Source organism: Shinella sp. M27 (assembly GCF_049199905.1).
GTDB lineage: Bacteria > Pseudomonadota > Alphaproteobacteria > Rhizobiales > Rhizobiaceae > Shinella.
Genome location: NZ_JBLZPK010000011.1, coordinates 140,767 through 158,751 on the forward strand (window position 1 = coordinate 140,767; position 17,985 = coordinate 158,751).

At 58.9% G+C, this 17,985-nt stretch carries 13 protein-coding genes; 9 read left to right on the plus strand and 4 right to left on the minus strand.

Annotation, left to right across the window (positions count from 1 at the left end; all coding sequences use genetic code 11):
* The first annotated feature begins 55 nt into the window (after window positions 1–55).
* Entirely contained in the window at window positions 56–2,194 is a 2,139-nt protein-coding gene (locus tag ACOZK4_RS03935; RefSeq protein ID WP_421590534.1) for an ATP-binding protein, read from the plus strand.
* Complete coding sequence (locus ACOZK4_RS03940) at window positions 2,195–3,496, plus strand: hypothetical protein (RefSeq protein WP_421590536.1); 1,302 nt, start codon at window positions 2,195–2,197, stop codon at window positions 3,494–3,496.
* 3 nt (window positions 3,497–3,499) lie between these two features.
* On the opposite strand, the gene ACOZK4_RS03945 is transcribed toward ACOZK4_RS03940, so the two are convergent.
* The 3 genes from ACOZK4_RS03945 to ACOZK4_RS03955 all read right to left on the minus strand — a co-directional run bounded on the left by ACOZK4_RS03945 (window position 3,500) and on the right by ACOZK4_RS03955 (window position 5,568).
* Window positions 3,500–4,381 carry a nucleotidyl transferase AbiEii/AbiGii toxin family protein gene (locus tag ACOZK4_RS03945; protein ID WP_421590538.1) on the minus strand — a complete coding sequence of 294 codons (882 nt, stop codon included), beginning with the start codon at window positions 4,379–4,381 and terminating at the stop codon, window positions 3,500–3,502.
* Entirely contained in the window at window positions 4,374–4,988 is a 615-nt protein-coding gene (locus ACOZK4_RS03950; protein WP_421590540.1) for a type IV toxin-antitoxin system AbiEi family antitoxin domain-containing protein, read from the minus strand. Before ACOZK4_RS03950 ends, ACOZK4_RS03945 begins: the two co-directional genes overlap by 8 nt.
* A gap of 82 nt (window positions 4,989–5,070) precedes the next feature.
* Entirely contained in the window at window positions 5,071–5,568 is a 498-nt protein-coding gene (locus tag ACOZK4_RS03955) for a very short patch repair endonuclease (protein ID WP_421590541.1), read from the minus strand.
* Window positions 5,569–5,644: 76 nt separating this feature from the next.
* Between ACOZK4_RS03955 and ACOZK4_RS03960 the strand changes: the two genes are divergently transcribed.
* The 7 genes from ACOZK4_RS03960 to ACOZK4_RS03990 are packed head-to-tail and all read left to right on the plus strand — an operon-like array spanning window position 5,645 to window position 17,319.
* Window positions 5,645–7,255: a DNA cytosine methyltransferase gene (locus ACOZK4_RS03960; RefSeq protein ID WP_421590543.1), complete on the plus strand. Its 1,611-nt coding sequence runs from the start codon at window positions 5,645–5,647 to the stop codon at window positions 7,253–7,255.
* Window positions 7,245–8,756, plus strand: coding sequence for an ATP-binding protein (locus tag ACOZK4_RS03965; RefSeq protein ID WP_421590545.1), 1,512 nt, complete (start codon window positions 7,245–7,247; stop codon window positions 8,754–8,756). The genes ACOZK4_RS03960 and ACOZK4_RS03965 overlap by 11 nt, the downstream gene beginning before the upstream one ends.
* 18 nt (window positions 8,757–8,774) lie before the next feature.
* Complete coding sequence (locus ACOZK4_RS03970) at window positions 8,775–11,516, plus strand: Z1 domain-containing protein (RefSeq protein WP_421590547.1); 2,742 nt, start codon at window positions 8,775–8,777, stop codon at window positions 11,514–11,516.
* A complete protein-coding gene (locus ACOZK4_RS03975) occupies window positions 11,513–12,526 on the plus strand; it encodes a PD-(D/E)XK motif protein (protein WP_421590548.1) in 1,014 nt (337 codons plus the stop codon). Before ACOZK4_RS03970 ends, ACOZK4_RS03975 begins: the two co-directional genes overlap by 4 nt.
* Entirely contained in the window at window positions 12,519–14,564 is a 2,046-nt protein-coding gene (locus ACOZK4_RS03980) for an AIPR family protein (RefSeq protein ID WP_421590550.1), read from the plus strand. Before ACOZK4_RS03975 ends, ACOZK4_RS03980 begins: the two co-directional genes overlap by 8 nt.
* A gap of 44 nt (window positions 14,565–14,608) precedes the next feature.
* Entirely contained in the window at window positions 14,609–16,129 is a 1,521-nt protein-coding gene (locus ACOZK4_RS03985; protein WP_421590551.1) for a hypothetical protein, read from the plus strand.
* Window positions 16,126–17,319 (plus strand): hypothetical protein, encoded by a 1,194-nt coding sequence (locus tag ACOZK4_RS03990; protein ID WP_421590552.1) that lies wholly within the window; start codon window positions 16,126–16,128, stop codon window positions 17,317–17,319. The genes ACOZK4_RS03985 and ACOZK4_RS03990 overlap by 4 nt, the downstream gene beginning before the upstream one ends.
* 99 nt (window positions 17,320–17,418) lie before the next feature.
* On the opposite strand, the gene ACOZK4_RS03995 is transcribed toward ACOZK4_RS03990, so the two are convergent.
* Window positions 17,419–17,775 (minus strand): hypothetical protein, encoded by a 357-nt coding sequence (locus ACOZK4_RS03995; RefSeq protein WP_421590553.1) that lies wholly within the window; start codon window positions 17,773–17,775, stop codon window positions 17,419–17,421.
* Window positions 17,776–17,985: the final 210 nt, after the last annotated feature.

The following is a 17,985-nucleotide window of genomic DNA, read 5'->3' on the forward strand; positions in this document are numbered from 1 at the left end:
TCTGCACGCGAGCTGCGGTAACCGATAGACAAGGTCATTCGACTGGGGATCTGATTTGACGGACGAACGGATTTTACAACGCGCTTTCAGGCCACGAGCTCGACTGCTCCAGCTGCTCGGCGACCAGCTGATCGGATCGCCGAGACTGGCGCTCTTCGAACTTGTGAAGAATGCATACGATGCCGATGCGAGCGAGGTGACGATCACCTTTTCTAAGCTGGGGACGCCCGATGCTGCCATCTCGATCAGGGATGATGGCCAAGGCATGTCCCTGGACGTCATCGAGAACATCTGGCTTGTTCCAGGCGACGACCATCGCGAGCGGGAACGTGAGAGTGCCGTCAGATCTCCGAGGTTCAAACGTCTTCCGCTTGGTGAAAAAGGAGTTGGCCGTTTTGCGGTCCACAAGCTCGGCGATACGATTAGGCTCGTGACCAGAGCCGAAGGAGAGCCCGAGTGCGTGGCGGAATTTGACTGGGACAGACTACTTCAGGAAACCTATCTGACCGATGCGGAGATCACTGTCCGCGAGCGGGCACCGCAAGTGTTCTCCTCAGGTACGGGTACACTGATCGAGGTCACGCGACTGAGAAGCGAAGACTGGACGAGGGGCACGATCCGCGACCTCTATCGTCAGGTTACGTCCATTGCCTCGCCGTTCGGAGATCGGGGTGGCAATTTCGAGGTCAAGCTCGAGGTGCCGGAACATCCCGAGTGGCTTGCAACACTCCCTGGACTTCGCCAGCTGCTCGATATGGCCCCGTACCGCTTCGAGTTCGACTTCGACGGCTCGCGCCTTCATTATCGTTACGAGTTCGTCGGCATCCCCGGGGTTAAGCTGGAACGACGCATCTCGGAGCGAGAGGAATTCCACTTTCAGATCCCGCCTGCGGACGAGCCGGACGACCTTGACCCGATCGATGAACCGAGACCTAAACGCCGGGCCCGCATGACCGCCGATTCTTTGACGCTCGAAGGCATTGGCAGGATCTCCGGAAAGTTCCACATCTTCGACCGCGACAAGAAGGTTCTGCCGAACTACGGCGATACCCGCTTTCTCGAGCGATTCTTGAATCAGAATGGCGGTGTGCGTGTCTATCGCGATGGTGTGCGCGTGTACAACTATGGTGAACCCAGTGACGACTGGCTTGGCCTCGATCTGCGTCGCGTCAACGAGCCGACCAAACGCCTCAGTCGGAACATAACGATCGGTGTTGTCGATCTCGGCCTAGCGGAAAGCCAGGGATTGCAGGAAAAGACGAACCGCGAGGGTTTTGTCGAGACGGCTGCTTACGAGCGCCTGCGCCGCGTCGTTCTTGGCGCACTCTGGATACTGCAGGTCGAGCGCAACCTCGACAAGGAGCGGATCCGTGAAGTGACAGGGGGCACAAGCGACGTACCACAGGGACTGGCAGGCCCTCTGACCGAACTTCGCCGTCTTGCACGCGAGAACAGCGTCGGTGACGTTCTTGAGCCGACCATCCGCAGGATCGAGGAAGACTACCAGACCCTGCGAGAAAACTTCGCACGCTCCGGCGTATCGCACGCAGGTCTTGCTGTCATCTTCCACGAGGTCGAGCGTGGTGTGAGAGTTCTGACAGGTTCGATCAATGACCCCAGCATGACGATCGAAAGCCTTCGCGATCAAGCGGGTCAGCTGCAGGGGGTGTTGGAGACCTCCTCGCAGCTGCTTAGAAACACGACGACGAAACCGGGGTCTCTGAGAGACATGGTCCGCACGGCACGCGATCTGAGCCTCCTGCGCTTTCGACTGCATGGCATCAAGCTCGAATGCCCTGCCCTCGAGGACCACGGCCCCGACGCAACCGCAACCTTTGCCTCGGGTCTTGTCCTGGGCGCCCTGACCAACCTGATCGACAATGCGGTGCACTGGGTCAAGGTGCGTCATCCCGAACCAGGCGAACGCAGGATCTACGTCAATGTGATCCCCGACTATGAGGGTGGACCGGCGATTGTGGTGGCCGACAATGGTACCGGTTTCCTTGATGATCCTGCAACGATGGTCAGCCCGTTCTTTACCCGGCGACCGGGGGGCAGCGGTCTTGGGTTGTATTTTGCAAATCTGGTGATGGATCTGAACGAAGGCAGACTTGTATTTCCGACCATGGATCAGGCAGAGGTGCCTGATGGCTATGACGGGGCAGTTGCGGCGCTCGTGTTCGGGAGAGTTTGATTGTTTACCCCTGCACGCTACATCGTCCTTGACGACGAGGTTACGGAGCTCGCAACTCTTGTTGACGCTCTTCATGTTCTGGGCGCGCCCTGCGTCGGAATCCGCTTCGATCCACTGGATCTCCCGAAACCTGAGCACTTCACGGGTCTGCGTGTGCTTTTCAGTGACCTGCACCTCGTGAAGGCTCAGCCAGCCGGCGTGCAGCACTACAACACTCTCGCGAGCCTTCTCGATCGTTGTGTCCCGGAAAGTCACGGCCCCTATCTGCTTGTCCTCTGGACATCGCATGAGCATGAAAGGGCGGCACTTGCAGACCGCTTGGAAGAGATACTGCCGGCCCCCAAGAGGCCGATCGCTGTGCTTGCACTCGACAAGGTTCAGTTTCGACACGGCGCAACATGGGACGCTGCGGGACTGCGTGAGGCAATCGGGGCACGGATTGCCTCCATGCCTCAGCTCCAGGCACTTCTGAACTGGGAACGTGATGTTCTTGCGGCGGCAAACGAGACACTTGCGATCATCGGCGGCCTCGTGCCTGATGATCAGCGGACAATCGCTCAATTTCCCGGCGCGCTTGACAGGGTCCTCAGTCTTGTCGCCATCGCCTCGGCGGGGAGCTCCAATGCGCAAAATGATCGAAAAGGGGCAGTGACCGCTGCCTTGGCACCGTTGCTTTCCGATCGGATATCAAATCGGCCCCAGGATGCCGATGCGAACGCCCTGTGGGAGCAGGCGGTGACCTTCCCTCAGGGACCGGAACTTCAGCCTGCCCAGAAGGCGCGAATGAACAGGATGCTCCATCTCGCCGTGTCGCAGGCGGAACCCGTCAGTCGGCTCGACTGGGGTGCGATCATTCCCCTTGGCGACGCGCAGCTGAACGATGTTGCCATGAATGCGAGGTTTGGCGTCACGGCGGACCTCCTCCGTGATCGGGAATTCAAGCTGAGACATGAACGTAGGACGGAGGGACAACTGGTTGTGGTTCGTGCCGGTGCTGCATGCGACCAGGCCCAGAGTCAGAGTGGACCCATTCCATTGCTTCTCGGTCTTCTGGCTCCGAGCACGGCGCTTTCCCAGAACAAGCGCTCGCCGGCGATCCACGTCTGCGACGAGAAGTTCGAACTCGACGGATATCAGGAGCCGGTCAGTCTTCTGATCCACGCGCGTTTCAGCACGACAACCGTGGCGCAGGAGCTTCAGACCTGGCCGGCGGCCACGCTTCGGCTGCGCGAACAGCTGCTGGCAACGATCCTTGTTCACGTCGCATCGCATGCGATGCGACCGGGGACACTTCGCTTCTAGCAATCAGGGCTCTTTGCCGGAGCCCGATTCAGCAAGGAGGCGGGCGCAGCATGGGCCGACCAAGGCCCAGATCGCGTCCGTGACTTCGCCAAGCGCCAGGTCCGGGACCTGGATCGACCGGGCATAGTTTCGCCACTGCGTCTGCTTGCCGGCGTCCTCGAAGAAAATACTGGACAGACCAAGCGGTCGCGATGACGGGATCGGCGTTCGTCTGCGCTCGAACGTTGCCCTGATCGCTGCATCAAGCTCCCTATCCGGGATGCTGACGACCTGGGGGATCGCCCAGATGTCGAAATAGTCCTTCAACCGGCCGTTGATGACGCCGAGCTGAACCATTGCCTGGAATTTCTCGGCAATGACGACGGCTGGAGGATAGCTGCGGATGCGCGGAGATTCCATGCCGAGCAGGGACGGATAGGAGGTCATCTCGGGTCCCGTCAGAGCATCGCCGAACCCGATGTCGATCGTAACCGGTATTCGTGTGCGCTCCAGCAGGGCCACCGTGCGAAGCCGCACCCCGTTGTATTCCATCTCCTCCCGGATGACCTCCGCCTGCAGCCCGCCGACATCGAACATTAGCCCGTCATCGTATTGAGCTGCCATGATGTCTGCGAAGATCGATTTCAGCGTCTCTCCGTCTGCTTGACCGTATCCAAGGAAATCGACGTCGCGGGTTTCGCGGTTGTCTCCCTCCAGCCAGAGTGTGACGAGCATGCCACCCTTGAGGATGAAACGATCGGCCTTGTCGGATGCCGACAGCCGAAAGAGCAGTCGCTCGAGGGCATATCGAACCATGACAATTTCAAAGACACGCCCTTCACGGCGGGCAAGGTTGCTGAGCTGCTGCTTTATTGAAGCCGCCCTGTTTCTGATTTCCCTAGCCATTCGAGGTCAAAGCCTCCAGATAGGGTTTCATCTTCCTCCAGGCGCCATTCGCCATGGCGGTCTCGGTTATCGCCGCCGGGCTCGCCTTTCGCTTCTGGAGTGCCGCCCGGAGTGCCTCTATCGCGACCGCTCGGTCGACCACCTTGCTTCTGAATACGTCTGCAAGTGTCTTGGTCACTGAGAATATGGGGACCGATACACCGGAAATCCGGTGGTGTTCGATGCCGGTGGTCATGTAGCTGTCTCGGAATTCAATGATCCTGATAAGTGAATTGGCAGGAGCGACAGCCCAATCCTTTTGACTTACGGCCACCCATATCTCGCGAGGGATCTGGTCCGTCAGATCGTGAAATGCCAATGCTGATACCAGTGCAACCACACCTCTGGGTGCAAGCTTGGCTGCCTCCGCCAAGGCCTGAGACGAGTCCATATCACCGACGACATGCTGATACAGGCCTCGGGATATCCGGATCAGTTCCCCGGATTCGACAGCTCTGGATATCGTCGAGGGGGTTATTCCAGCGGCGCGCAATTCGTATGCCCGGGCAATGGGGTGTAAGGCAAGGAAGGCGAGCAGACGCTCACGCTGAGATGTCTCCGGAGTCATTTTTGGTACAGATCCTGGGTGTAACGTAATTTTCTACCCAGGTTCTGTACCATATGCCATGATACATATCCTGGGTAAAATTTCATTTTGTACCCAGGATATGTACCAGCTTCTCCTGATCCGTCGAGCGTGGCCGCACCAGAGCGCTCTCGAAATTTTCAGTTCCCTCCTTGATCCAGCAGGTGACCTCTTCCAGCGTCAGCGAGAGCCACGGGGAGCGTAGGCCGCATTCCCAGACGGTACCCACCCGCCAGCCGGATACGTTCAGCGCATTACGAACCTCCAGGTCGCGGATTATGTTGCGTGCAAACTTCGCGGCCCAGAACTCGGGGTTGGACGCTGGGGTAGTGCACCAATGGCAGCCCTCGTGCCGATGCCAGAAGCAGCCGTGGACAAACACAGCTGCCTTTCGCGACTTGAACAGAAGGTCAGGCCGACCTGTCACATCTGGATCGTGGAGGCGAAATCGAAGGCCGACCGCATGAAGATGACGTCTAAGTGTAAGCTCTGGCTTCGTATTCTTGCCGCGGATGCCAGACATCATCTGCGACCGTTTTTCCGGACTCACCACGTCGATCATGACGTTTTGCCTGTCATTTCCACACGAAGATGATATGCATTGCGAATACTGTCTACAACTGAGAAGTGCGTGATTCTTGTCATCATATTCTGTCGTCGACATCTTTGCAGGACCGGGCGGGCTCGCGGAAGGCTTTTCGAGCGTTCCCGGCACAGGGGATGATCGTGCCTATCAAATTGCTCTTTCCATTGAGAAGGAAAGGGCTGCGCATTCCACTCTTCGTCTAAGAAGTTTCCTGCGACAGTTCAACGGCGAACTCCCTCAGCGATACTATGACTTTCTGACCCGCGGCGGTGATGAACCAGACTGGGCATCCGAATATCCGCGCGAATGGGCAAAGGCCGTAGACGAAGCGTGGCAGCTGGAACTCGGAAAGGAAGATCCACAGAAGCGGCTCAATGGACGCATCGACGAAATCCGCGAGCAAAGCGGCGGGAACTCGATCCTGATCGGCGGTCCACCATGCCAGGCCTATTCGCTCGTTGGCCGCGCTCGAAATCAGGGGAAGAAGGACTACATCGCCAGCGATGACGAGAAGCACTTCCTCTACAAGGAATATATCCGGATTCTCGATCGCCTGCAGCCGGCCGCGTTCGTCATGGAGAACGTCAAGGGTATGCTGTCGTCATCCGTGGATGGCGAGAACCGGATCTTCGACCAGGTCCTTCGCGACCTTCGGGGTGACAGGCCGGGAGCGACTCGATACCGCCTCGTTGCCCTTGACCCCAGATCCCGCCGCCAGCTGGATCTAGACGCCTTCGAACCTCGGGCCTCGGATTTCATCGTCCGAGCAGAGGACTTCGGCGTCCCGCAGGCCCGTCATCGGGTCATTGTCGTAGGATTGCGAGCCGATGTTGCCGAGGGCCTTCCGACGGCAGCCCTCGCCGATCTCATGGTGCGGCATAATCTTAAGACGACCGTACAGCATGTCCTCGACGGAATGCCAAGGCTTAGGAGCGGGCTGAGCCGTGGTATCGATGGTGATGAGGAATGGCGTTCCGTGGTTGAGGACGCCATGGCCCTTGTAGCAGATCTTGACATCGGACTTCCCGATGACCTCCAACTGTCTTTCACCGTCCAGGCACACAAATGCCTTGCCGCCCTCAGAGGAATGAACCAGCTTCCCGGCCGCGAATCCTGGGGGAACGGGATCGCTGTCGAATGCCCCGTCGAACTGCGGGACTGGCTCGTTGACGAAAGACTGTCCAATCTTCCGAACCACGCGACAAGAAGCCATATGCCGAGCGACCTTGCGCGTTACTTTTTTGCGGCAGTGTTTGCGAAGGTGGTCGGTCGGTCGCCCAAGGCGACAGATTTTCCCGAAGCGCTTTCTCCGAACCATGAGAACTGGAAGACCGGCAAGTTTGCAGATCGCTTTCGTGTTCAGATTTCCGGTGGACCCTCGACGACGGTTACAAGCCATATTTCCAAGGACGGCCACTATTTCATCCATCCGGATCCGCTTCAGTGCCGCAGCCTTTCGGTACGAGAAGCAGCCAGACTGCAGACTTTTCCCGACAACTACTTCTTCAAAGGAAATCGGACAGAACAGTACATCCAGGTTGGCAACGCGGTTCCTCCCCTGCTCGCTCGCTGGATCGGCGAGGCGCTTTATTCGATTCTCACCGCACATGCGGGCGCTGCAGAGGAACAGATTGAAAGGACCAGGCTGTCGAATGTCGCTTGACTACGACATTGCCAGTCCAGGAGCAGGGGAACTCTTCGAGTCTCTGCGAGCGTTCGGCTATGATCTTCCAACAGCGCTGGCCGACATCGTTGACAACAGCATCACGGCTCAGGCGCGCAACGTCTGGATCGATATGCTGTGGGCGGGCCGCGCATCGCGCATCGTCGTTCGCGACGACGGACGAGGCATGTCGGAAGGCGAGCTCCGGCAGGCCATGAGGCCGGGAAGCCGCAATCCGCTCGCAATCCGCGACGCGAACGATCTCGGTCGTTTCGGCCTCGGGATGAAGACCGCCTCGATCTCCCAGTGTCGCTGCCTGACTGTCCTTTCCAAGACCCTGCAGTCGCCCGCGGCCCTCCGGCGCTGGGACCTTGACTATATCGAGGGAACGGGCACCAGCGAGTGGCGGCTACTCAAAAGCATGGATCTTCTTGCGGAGAGCGACCACCTGCTGCTCGCGGGTCAGAAGAGCGGAACGATCCTCTTCTGGGACAGACTTGATGCTCTGGTCGGAGACGTCGAGATCTATGACGAGCCCGCCCAGAGGCACTTCCGTGAACGCGCTGAAGCCGTCAAGCTGCATCTTGCGATGGTGTTTCACAGGTTTCTGAAGGGGCGCAATTCCATTCAGCTGCACATCAACGGACGCCCGATCGAGCCGTGGGACCCATTCATGGAGGACACTTCCTTCACGGATCCGATGGCCGCCGAAGAGCTTTTCTGTGAAGGCGAACGCGCGGAAATCAAGCCATTCATACTGCCGCATCACAGTCGCATCAGCGCCGAACAGCACGCATCAGCCGCAGGGCCGCGCGGCTGGAATGCTCACCAAGGCTTCTACATCTATCGGAACAAACGTCTTCTGGTCGCCGGTGACTGGCTGGGTCTGGGAATGCAGAAGGAGGAGCATTTCAAGCTCGCTCGTATCCGCATCGACCTTGACAACACCGCCGATCTTCTCTGGCAGATCGATGTCAAGAAGTCTCGCGCACGGCCGCCAGCTGCACTGCGCCGAGATCTTCAGCGGATTGCGCGCGCGGCGCGAGGACGCGCTTCGAGCATCTACCGGCATCGCGGAAAGGTCATCCAGCGCGCGCTGGGCGACAAGGAGACTTTCCTGTGGACGCACTATACGAAGCACGGGAAGTCCTTCTACCGCATCAATCGCGATCATCCACTTGTCAAGAAGGTGCTGGCCACGGCCGAGGATCGCGGACCGATCCGATCGCTGTTCGACCTTATCGAACAGACGGTTCCTGCGCCTTTGATCGTGATCAACAATGCGGAGACACCGGATGCCTTCAGCCAGCCGTTCGAACACTCTCCAACCGAACTTCGAACGGCGATGGCGGAAGTGTTCGACGCTCTGGTCGAGGAGGGTCGCGAGCATGTAGAGGCCGCAAAGTCGCTGCTGCTGATGGAGCCATTCAACAATTATCCGGAGCTGGTCTCGGCATTTCTTGACGAAGTGGCGCGGAAGGGTCCCGTTCGAAAACGGTAGCGCAAGGGGGGAGAACATATGGCCGGGGGGCTATCGTCCGAAGCACTTCTGAAGAGTGCGTATGGTGTCGCGAACTCACTTCTGGAACTTGAGCCAAGAATCACGCAGGAAGCGCTGGAGTCCGCTGTTGATACAGTCCTCGCCATGCCACGTTTTCTCGGCGTCGACCGTACGCGACTGCTGCGAGACCTCGAGGCGAGAAACAACACACTGGTCAGCGGCTATTCGGTAATCGACGACAAGGATTTCAGTGCGTGGGTCGCAAGGGCGCGGGAGAACCGTCCCTTTGCATTCTGGGATCGCTATCGTCACTGGATGGATCGCGGCAAGCGCTGGGCAGACGGTCCGCTGAGGCAGATGGACCGCCTGACCGATGACATCCTCGATCGCCTGCGAAATCCCGAAACGGCTGGCGCATGGGATCGACGTGGACTTGTCGTCGGGGATGTCCAGTCGGGCAAGACATCCAACTACACCGCGCTGATCTGCAAGGCAGTCGATGCGGGGTTTCCGCTCGTCATCGTGCTCGCGGGCGTTCATAACAGCCTCCGAAGCCAGACGCAGCAGCGCCTCGACGAGGGCTTTCTCGGCTTCGACACCAGGCTCGGTCTCCTTGCCGACGAGCAGGAAAACCAGCGGATCGGTGCAGGCCGAATGCCAAGTGCACCCTTCCTCGTTGCTCACTCGCTGACAAGCAGCTCCGACGGCGGGGATTTCAAGACTGCGACGGCAAACGGAACCCGCCTCATACCGGGCGGCCGTGACCCGATCATCCTTGTGGTCAAGAAGCGGGTCAGCATCCTCGAAAATCTGCTCGCCTGGGTGCTTTCGGTGCGCGCGGTGGAGGATCCCACGGTTCCAGGCGGGAAGATTGTCCGCGACGTGCCCATGCTTGTCATCGATGACGAGGCCGACAACGCCTCCGCGAACACCAATGAATATCGCGACGATGACGGCAGGATTGACGAGGATGCCGATCCGACCAGGACAAACTTCCTCATCCGGCGCCTGCTTACGTCGTTCGAGAAGAGCGCGTATGTCGGCTACACCGCGACGCCGTTTGCGAACGTTTTCATGCACCACGAGGCAAGGCACAAGGTGGCTGGGGAGGACCTGTTTCCTCGCAGCTTTATCATCAATCTTCCCGCGCCATCAAACTACATCGGACCCGAGCGGGTCTTTGGGCTGAACAGACCCGGTCCCGACGGGGAAGCCAGAGGCTTGCCAATGACGAGGCAGGTTCGTGACGCCGAGGCAATCTTCCCGCCAGGTCACAAGAAGGATCTCCAGGTCAGCAAGCTGCCCGAGACACTGAAGGAAGCAATGCTTGCCTTCATCCTTGCCTGTGCCGCACGCCGCGTCCGTGGTGATGTCGATGTTCACAATTCCATGCTGATCCACGTCACAAGGCTGACGGCCGTGCAGGAGAGGGTGGCCACGCTTGTCGACGAGCATCTTGTCGATATCGTCCGTCAGCTGGAATTTCCTGGCACCGGTGGAACCGCTGTTTCCGAACTGGAGGCGCTGTGGCGGCGGGAATTTGCTTCGAAGGCGGAGGAACTGCAAAGCCTTCTGACCGATCATGACCTGCCGCCTGTCAGCTGGGACGAGGTCAGGCCTCAGCTCTTCGATGCCGCCAAGCGAATAGGTGTCCGTCAGGTCAACGGGTCGGCAAAGGATGCTCTGGACTATGTGACCCATCCCGAGGGTCTCTCAGTGATTGCGGTGGGCGGTGACAAGCTGGCGCGCGGACTGACACTGGAAGGCCTCTCAGTCAGCTATTTCATACGCACATCGCGCATGTATGACACGCTCATGCAGATGGGGAGATGGTTTGGCTATCGCCCTCGCTATGCCGATCTGTGCCGTCTCTACACATCGCCGGTACTGGTTCGCTGGTACCGCCATATCGCGACGGCAACGGCCGAACTTCGCGAAGAATTCGACCTGACGTTCGACAAGGGAGAATCTCCGCTCGAGTTCGGACACCGGGTTCGCACTCATCCCGATGGCATGCTGATCACAGCTGCCAACAAAATGCGGGCGGGTACGCGGGTCAGAGCTGGTTTTTCCGGGACGATTTCGGAAACAGTCGCGTTTGATGTCGGGAGCGCCAAGAAGAACATCGACGCCTTCGGTCAGTTTCTCATATCACTTCCCGGCAATGGCGGCACAGGTCGGCAGCGTTGGGTTGACGTGGACGGGTCAAGCGTCCTCGGTCTTCTTCAGCGGCTCGAGACCTCTCGGGAATCATGGAAGGCAAACGCGCGAGCGCTCGCGGACTACGTGGCTGACCGACTTGCCAATGGACGGCTTGCAAAGTGGACGGTCGTGCTTGTCGGCGAGGGTGATTCCGGAATCAAGAGGAAGATTGGCCCTTACGAGGTAACTCTGGCAGATCGAAAAAGTCAGGTGCACGGTGATGGTTCGAGAGTAACAATCGGCCGGCTTGTCAGCCCCTCCGATGAAGTCAGCGATCTCGACAGGCAAGCTCAGGAACGGGCAATGGCGCAGACCGTGGCAGCCTGGGAGAAGAAGGCCGAGCCGAAGCGCGACCGTCCGAAAGCACCCAGCGGTCCTTTCATCCGTCGTCAACGCAGTCCTGACCGCGGGCTGCTGCTGATCTATCCACTCAATGCCGGACCGCCTTCGGTGACACCGCTCGTGGGTTTCGCCGTCAGCTTTCCTTTCGATGAACATGCGCCGCTGATAGATTACGCCGAAAACAGCGTGAAGCAGCTCGAAAGCATCTTCGAATGACGCCCGAGCGCCTGCTTCATATCTGGCAGGAGCTGGGCGAGCAGACGCCGAGCCCAGGCGGCATGCATCGTCGCAGACTCGATACAGTCTCACCGGTCGACATATTTGCATGTGTGTTCTGGCCAGGTCGCCAACCCGGCCTTCTTGTCGAAGGCGCAGGTGTATTCCGCCCTCCAGGCAACAGAATTCCTGCCTGTCACGGGGTTCGGACAGTGCATGAAGTCGCGTCCGTTCCCCGCCCGCGAACCGTCCTGCGCATCCTGCTCGACGATAACGCCCTGCTTGAAATCTTTGCAGTACTCTCTGCAGACCTTGTCCAGGTGATTACGGCAGAAAGCACGACTGGCGCCGGCCTGACGCGATGCATTGATCGGCTCTGCATGTGGCAGATCCTCTTCGATCGGATCCCTGCCGAGGGTCTCTCGGACGAGAGACAGCGCGGTCTCTTCGGAGAGCTCGCCGTGATGGATTCTCTCATGCTCGAAGCTCTGAGTCCTTTTTCAGCCGTAACCTCCTGGGTCGGGCCGGATCCGGCAAATCAGGATTTCATACACGCCGGAACGGCAATTGAGGTCAAGACGAGCCTGGCAAAGCGACACGCGCGTGTCGCGATCAGCAACGAGAAGCAGCTCGACGAGCGACCTCACCAGGCACTTTACCTTGCGCATCTCAGGATGGATGAAAGTGCTGCCCTTGGCTTGTCGCTCGCCTCGATGGTCAGCCGCGTTCGCGCAAGGGCCGAAGTCGATCCGGCGGCTGCGCGGGAGCTGGATGACAGGCTGACGCTGGCCGGCTACCTCGATCTGCACACTCCGATCTACAACAGCAGGAAATGGCTCGTCACATCAACGCGCTTCTTTCGCGTCGAAGGAGCCTTTCCGCGTCTTACGGAGCACAATCTCCCGGTGGGCGTCGGCGACATACGCTATTCCATCATCGCAGATGATCTGGCGCAGTTCGAAGCCAGTGCGGAGCAGGTGTCCAGGCAGCTTGAGGATGACAATGTCTGAAACAGAAGATCTCCAGAGGTTTGCCCGGAACATACAGCAGGACGTCATCGCACGCGCTGACGCGATCGCCGATGGCGGGCTTCGGGCAGAAGTCTTCGCCGAAATGATGTTCGAGCATCTTGCAGATGCGGCCGAGATCGACGACGGCATTGCCTGCAACTTCGAAGCGCGCGGGATGCGCTGCTCGGGCTACTATCTCTCCGAGGACAATGATCGCCTCGATCTGTTTCTTGTGCTGCCGCGTCTCGATGGTCTCGCTGCGAACATTTCGAAGACAGATATCGACACTGGCTTCCGCCGGCTGACGGCCTACCTGGAGAAGGCTGTCGCCGGCCTGTACCGCGAACAGGAAGAGGCGCTTCCTGCCTATGACATGTCGCGCGCCATCTGGGATGCTCGAGATGATCTCAGCCATGTTCGGCTGTTCATCATCACCGATGGTCTCGCCAATGTTGAACAGATGGAGGGTTCTGCTATTGGAACGGTCGAAGTGTCTCGCCATCTCTGGGACCTGCGTCGACTTTATCGGACCGGATCATCCGGTGCGAGCCGGGAACCGATTCATGTGGACTTCGCCGCGATGGGGGGATCTCCACTTCGCTGCATCGTATCAAGCCCTGCGGGAGGAGGCTATCGTTCGCTTCTGACAATGATCCCCGGCAACGTGCTCGTTGAAATGTACAGACTGCACGGTCCGCGGCTTCTGGAACGAAATGTCCGAAGCTTTCTCCAACTGAAGGGCAAGGTCAATCAGAGCATCCGAAGGACGATCATTGACGAACCCCAGATGTTTCTCGCATTCAACAACGGCCTGTCCGTCACTGCAACCAATCTGAGTGTTCGTGATCATGGCGATGGAACGGTCGACCTTCTGACAGCCGGTGACTTCCAGATCGTCAATGGCGGGCAGACCACCGGGTCGATCTTCCGAGCCTCGCGAAAGGACAAGGTGGACGCAAGTCGCCTGCAGGTTCCGGTGAAGATCACCGAGATCCTAGCCGACGGCGATATCGAACAGATCGCGCCGCGAATATCCCAGTCGGCGAACAATCAGAACAAGGTCAACATGGCCGATTTCTCGTCGAACCACGCCTTTCACCGCAAGATGCAGGAGCTTTCGCGATCGATCTGGGCCCCGCCCGCCAGCGGAATGCAGCGGCAGTCGCGCTGGTTCTACGAGCGCGCCAGAGGGCAATATCATGATGCCCTTGCCGAAAATCGGACCGACGGCGAGCGCAAGGCCTGGGAAGCCACCAATCCCCGTAGCCAGCTCATTACCAAGACCGATCTGGCCAAGTTCGAACAGACATGGTCCCAGCTGCCACATATCGTGAGCCGTCATGGCCAGAAGTGCTATCTGGATTTCATGGATCGGCTCGATCAGCGCGGAGGGTTCGAGCCGGATGAAGCATATTTCAAGCGTTGTGTGGCACGAGCTCTTCTCTTCAAGAGGTCTGAACGGATCGTATCGAAACAGGAGTTTGGTGGCTACCGTGCCAATATCGTAACCTACAGCCTCGCCTGGCTTTCCCATCACACGGCGAAGCGCGTTGATCTGGACGCGATCTGGGCCGCGCAGGAGCTCTCACCGAACCTGGCGGAATATATCGCGACGATCAGCGTTCACGCGCACGAGCACATCACGTCTCCTCCTGGCGGACAGGATGTCAAGGAGTGGTGCAAGAAGGACGCCTGCTGGGAGAAGTTTCGCGAACGATCAATTCCCATGCCGGCGTCGGTCGAAGCGGAGCTTGTTTCGCGTGAGAAGGCACACACCAGCGGTTCGGCTCATGCTCTGGAGGAGCAGACAAGCGAGGAAGAGGCCGAGCAGGTCGAACGTATTGCTGCTCTGCCTGCACAGATCTGGTTCGATCTGGCGGCCTGGGCAAAGGATACACAATCGCTGCAGCCATGGCAGCGTTCGCTTTCCTTCAGTCTGGGGAAGCTTGCTGGAAGTGGAAAGCGTCCAAGCCGCAAGCAGGCCATGCACGGAGAAAAGATCATTGGCGAAGCGCGTTCACTTGGCTTTCGAGGCTAGAACCGCGGCATGAAGGGCCGATTTGACGGTCAGCAGGAGAATTTGTGAAACCCCTCGACAACAACGGCCACGAGCTTCGCTCGACCTTCAGTGTAGCCGGCACATATCCGATTTTCAAAATCACCTTTGAATCAGGGGACGGACGCGGACGAAACTCCCAGTATGCGGCCGGTGTCGAAATCGTTCTGGAGAGACTTTCGAACGTTGACGCGACGCTGACGCGAGCGCAGATCACCAGTGACCGGGTAATTAAACTCGTGCTTGAGAAGGGTATCGATCCGAGCTTCGAGCCCCGCGCCTTCCCGTTTCCCTTGCGCCTTCAGAGCGTGGACAGTGTCAAGCTGCGCAAGGCGCTGGGAACGGCGGGTGGCCGGATTGAGAGTGACCAGGCAAGTGGGGGAAACAACACCAGAAAAATGACGCTTTCCGTGACTTTGCCAGGTCCGGTGCGAGGAGCTGCCGATCTGGAGCTGGCCCTGGCAGGCCGCCTCGCAGTTCGGCGTCTTGAAATGATGCCAGAGCTGTCTGATGTCGACGCAGCTCTTGTTGAATGGCTCGAGGCGTTGAGGCAGGGATCACGTCGGGACAGGGGCAACCGGCTTTGGATGAGTGAAGAGATGGTGATGTTGAAGGCATCGGCATCGGCCAAGCGAGCGGGCGTATTCGACGTGCAGCTGGGGGTTCACAGTTCTGGAAAGCCCTGGTCGGTCGAGATCAATGCACCTGCGGAAGCGGCCGATCCCAACGGTCTCGTCAGCGTTGCTACCGACAGGCAGGGCCGCCGCTTTGTCCTCCGTCAGGGTCGGCTTCGTCCAAACCCGGATTCCGGCGGCGAGGTCGAAGGCGCGAAGTTCAGAACGTTGAGCGGACTTGAGCCGGTAATCGTTACCGGCGCGGTCAGCAAGGTCGCACGCGACTGGTATGTGGTTGCAGACATCGACGGTAGCGCCGAGGATATCAGACGGCAGACGGGTGAGTTCGTTCACGCCTGCGCCAGAGCTCGCCTTCTCTCGAAGGGCCTCGTTCTCCCCCACCCCGCGCCTCCGACCTTGGCGTCCGATGAAAAGGGCGGCGTATTCGTCAAGCCGGCGAAGGATGCCACTCCCGAAAAGGAAGTACTGAGACTTCAAGGAGAAGTGTGGCTCGCGCTGCGCCGTGTCGTCGAAAAGGCGGGCCTTGATCTACTGAAACTGAGGCACGAGGCCGGTTACGAAGTTGACGGCATCATCGTTGGCGGATCATCCAGGATTCTGGTGGAAATCAAGACCGGCGCCTCGGCTGCGGATATCTACGAGGGGGTCGGCCAGCTCGTTCTCTACAGCCGCATGCTTGATCTTTCCGATTGCAGGCGGATCCTTCTCCTTCCCGGAGAGCCGAGTGCAACTCTCGTCTCTGCGGTCGAGGCGGAGGGGCTGATGATCTCGACATACAAAGCGACGAAGAGAGGAAAGGGTCTGGATGTGGAGTTTTCGCAGGCATTTGTGTCGCAATGCGGCCCCTCGCCTGCGGCTACGCCTGTAGCTGCCAAACCCCTTGTTTCCACGCTGGCTCTCGGTGTCCTGTGATCGAGGTCGACCAGCTCAACCTATCCTCTCTGAGGGATTCAAACCTTTTTCTGCGTGCCCTCTGGGCAAGCCTGCGCGAACGATTTGGACGCCTCGGGTGGCAGTATACGCCCCGTCGAACCGGGTCGCAGCAGCTGATCCGTTTTGGCTGGATATCCCTTGGCACGAGCGCTCCAACCGGTATTGAGGTGAGCATACGCTACAGACAGGTTGGTGTGATAAGGGCGGTCCAGTTCGATCTTCAGCACGGGGTACAGGACACATACCCCGACATCGAACAGATACTCCGGACCTGCGTGAAGGAGGCTGTCGAACGAAAGGGGCAGCCCGGCGAGCGCCTTCTTTCGACCCAGGTCAGAACACTCCCTCGGATTCCGCTTGCCCACTACCGCGGCAGAAACTGGTACTGCGGGCCGCTCACCAGCGGAGAGACTGAAATCGGCATCTCTGTCAGGGGGTTCGATGACGCCGACATTCGGCACGAATTCGCTGTCCGCCTTGTCCCGTTGATCGATGCGCTCTCGTGCATGACCAATGCAGCGTTCGAACAGGTCCACGACAGGGAGGGTGAAGCGAGCGCAGGGCACGACGATGCAAACCAGTTTCTGGTTGAGGAAGACTCGCTCGATGACTCTCCAGTGCAGGATCATCGGCTTCTGCTCAGCGCAGCTCAACTGCGATACTGCGAGGACCTTCTGGAAGATGAAATCCATGACGAACGCCTGGTACGCGCGGCCAGCATCTTCCACAGGGGCCTTGGCATATACAGGAAGTTACCTGATGCCCATGACCTCGCTCTGGCCCTCTTTGTCTCGTCACTCGAAGCCGTTGATCTTCCCCTGAGCAAGCCTGCCAGTTGCCCGACGTGCAATCAGCCACAGCACAAGATTTCGCAGCGTGTGGTGGATCTGGGCAGGAGGCACCTGGGACATGGTGTGGAGGGCATGTTCAAGGAGAGCTATCAGCGGCGGTCGAAGTATCTGCACGTCGGCAAGGACGTCGCGTCACAGCCCGTGACGGCTCCCTTCATCCCGCAGCTTGACCCAGATGGCATCGAAGGCTGTGCAATGCCATCAGCCGGCAACCCGAAGAACATGATGGAATTCACAAGCTTCGTTATCAGGCGAGAAATGCTCTTGAGCGATCAATCCGTTCACGGCCATGCAGCTGAATCGAACCCGCTCCCCTAGCGAGCGGCGTTCGGCAGACCGGACGCAGACGCCGCGGCTCCTGCTTCATGGGTTCACGCTTTCAATGGCGCCATGCCTTGCTCCCGGCATAATTCATCCTCAGTCTGTCGACGAGCGTCGCTCGGTGCAGATCCGGTCGAGCTGGTCTTCCACCGCCTTCATGTGCGTTTCGAAGCTTTCAGGTGACTGGAGTGCCTCGAATGTTTTCGTGGTGAATTCCGGATTTTCCTTTTCGTAGGTCTGAAGCGCCTTGCACGACTCCTTTCTAAGGATGAGGGCGTTTCGAACCTTTGGCATTATCTGAGCTTCAAGGTAGGCGGCATTGCCTAGGTGGACCGTCTGAAAGCGTCGATAGAGCCTGGAGAAGGCCCGGAAAAGTCCTGCGTGAATGAATTCCGTAAGCTGATCCAGCGTGGCGCCCTGCGACGGCTTCCGCGTCGGCCGGTCGTCGAGCATGCAAGGCCAGGATTCATTTGGAAGGGCATCTGGAGCTTGCGTTCTGGTGGGCTGTCTCACGACAGTTATGCTTGTCGAGGTCTGCAGCCGAGCTCGCGTCTTTGAATCCTCAGGAGCTGGTGTCTCTGTGCGAGGCCCGATCCTCTACGGAAAACCCGTTCGATTCTCTTCCCAAGGCCGCAGGCCCAACTATGCCGGGTGCAAGCCCGG

Bases quoted from the DNA above. Each gene is read 5' to 3' on its own strand.
- ACOZK4_RS03950 (WP_421590540.1), bottom strand. From the start codon at position 4,988: ATGACTCCGGAGACATCTCAGCGTGAGCGTCTGCTCGCCTTCCTTGCC.
- ACOZK4_RS03980 (WP_421590550.1), top strand. From the start codon at position 12,519: ATGTCTGAAACAGAAGATCTCCAGAGGTTTGCCCGGAACATACAGCAG.
- ACOZK4_RS03955 (WP_421590541.1), bottom strand. From the start codon at position 5,568: ATGATCGACGTGGTGAGTCCGGAAAAACGGTCGCAGATGATGTCTGGC.
- ACOZK4_RS03965 (WP_421590545.1), top strand. From the start codon at position 7,245: ATGTCGCTTGACTACGACATTGCCAGTCCAGGAGCAGGGGAACTCTTC.
- ACOZK4_RS03970 (WP_421590547.1), top strand. From the start codon at position 8,775: ATGGCCGGGGGGCTATCGTCCGAAGCACTTCTGAAGAGTGCGTATGGT.
- ACOZK4_RS03975 (WP_421590548.1), top strand. From the start codon at position 11,513: ATGACGCCCGAGCGCCTGCTTCATATCTGGCAGGAGCTGGGCGAGCAG.
- ACOZK4_RS03945 (WP_421590538.1), bottom strand. From the start codon at position 4,381: ATGGCTAGGGAAATCAGAAACAGGGCGGCTTCAATAAAGCAGCAGCTC.
- ACOZK4_RS03995 (WP_421590553.1), bottom strand. From the start codon at position 17,775: ATGCTCGACGACCGGCCGACGCGGAAGCCGTCGCAGGGCGCCACGCTG.